The sequence below is a fragment of the Bacillus sp. JCM 19034 genome (genome assembly GCF_001310635.1).
Taxonomy (GTDB): domain Bacteria; phylum Bacillota; class Bacilli; order Bacillales; family Bacillaceae_D; genus Halalkalibacter.
The window spans coordinates 1-1646 of sequence record NZ_BAXR01000049.1 but is presented as its reverse complement, the minus strand read 5'-3'; the positions used below and the strand labels follow the sequence as shown (position 1 = coordinate 1646).

Genomic DNA, 1646 nt, shown 5'->3' with positions numbered 1-1646 from the left:
GGAATCTCGTCAATGTTTTACAATTAATTGAGCTACTTAAACTCAACTTTTATGGAGAGTTTGATCCTGGCTCAGGACGAACGCTGGCGGCGTGCCTAATACATGCAAGTCGAGCGAACAGAATAAGAGCTTGCTCTTATGACGTTAGCGGCGAACGGGTGAGTAACACGTGGGCAACCTGCCCTGTAGACTGGGATAACATCGAGAAATCGGTGCTAATACCGGATAATTTCTAAGGTCGCATGACCATAGAGTAAAAGATGGCCTTTGGCTATCACTACAGGATGGGCCCGCGGCGCATTAGCTAGTTGGTGGGGTAAAAGCTTACCAAGGCGACGATGCGTAGCCGACCTGAGAGGGTGATCGGCCACACTGGGACTGAGACACGGCCCAGACTCCTACGGGAGGCAGCAGTAGGGAATCTTCCGCAATGGACGAAAGTCTGACGGAGCAACGCCGCGTGAGTGATGAAGGGTTTCGGCTCGTAAAGCTCTGTTGTTAGGGAAGAACAAGTGCTATTCGAATAGGGTGGCACCTTGACGGTACCTAACCAGAAAGCCACGGCTAACTACGTGCCAGCAGCCGCGGTAATACGTAGGTGGCAAGCGTTGTCCGGAATTATTGGGCGTAAAGCGCGCGCAGGCGGTCTTTTAAGTCTGATGTGAAAGCCCCCGGCTCAACCGGGGAGGGTCATTGGAAACTGGGAGACTTGAGTACAGAAGAGGAGAGTGGAATTCCACGTGTAGCGGTGAAATGCGTAGATATGTGGAGGAACACCAGTGGCGAAGGCGACTCTCTGGTCTGTAACTGACGCTGAGGCGCGAAAGCGTGGGGAGCAAACAGGATTAGATACCTGGTAGTCCACGCCGTAAACGATGAGTGCTAGGTGTTAGGGGTTTCGATGCCTTAGTGCCGAAGTTAACACATTAAGCACTCCGCCTGGGGAGTACGACCGCAAGGTTGAAACTCAAAGGAATTGACGGGGGCCCGCACAAGCAGTGGAGCATGTGGTTTAATTCGAAGCAACGCGAAGAACCTTACCAGGTCTTGACATCCTTATGCCCTCCCTAGAGATAGGGATTTCCCTTCGGGGACATAAGTGACAGGTGGTGCATGGTTGTCGTCAGCTCGTGTCGTGAGATGTTGGGTTAAGTCCCGCAACGAGCGCAACCCTTGATCTTAGTTGCCAGCATTCAGTTGGGCACTCTAAGGTGACTGCCGGTGACAAACCGGAGGAAGGTGGGGATGACGTCAAATCATCATGCCCCTTATGACCTGGGCTACACACGTGCTACAATGGATGGTACAAAGGGCAGCGAAGCCGCGAGGTGAAGCCAATCCCATAAAGCCATTCTCAGTTCGGATTGTAGGCTGCAACTCGCCTACATGAAGCCGGAATTGCTAGTAATCGCGGATCAGCATGCCGCGGTGAATACGTTCCCGGGCCTTGTACACACCGCCCGTCACACCACGAGAGTTTGTAACACCCGAAGTCGGTGGGGTAACCTTTTGGAGCCAGCCGCCTAAGGTGGGACAGATGATTGGGGTGAAGTCGTAACAAGGTAGCCGTATCGGAAGGTGCGGCTGGATCACCTCCTTTCTATGGAGTATATAACTCTAATCGACAAACAGCTTCGGTTGTTTGA

The 1646-nt window shown here is 52.7% G+C and carries 1 rRNA gene; it reads left to right on the top strand.

Annotation, left to right across the window (positions count from 1 at the left end):
- Positions 1 to 48 precede the first annotated feature (48 nt).
- Positions 49 to 1600: ribosomal RNA gene (locus JCM19034_RS20485) — 16S ribosomal RNA — on the top strand.
- Positions 1601 to 1646 lie beyond the last annotated feature (46 nt).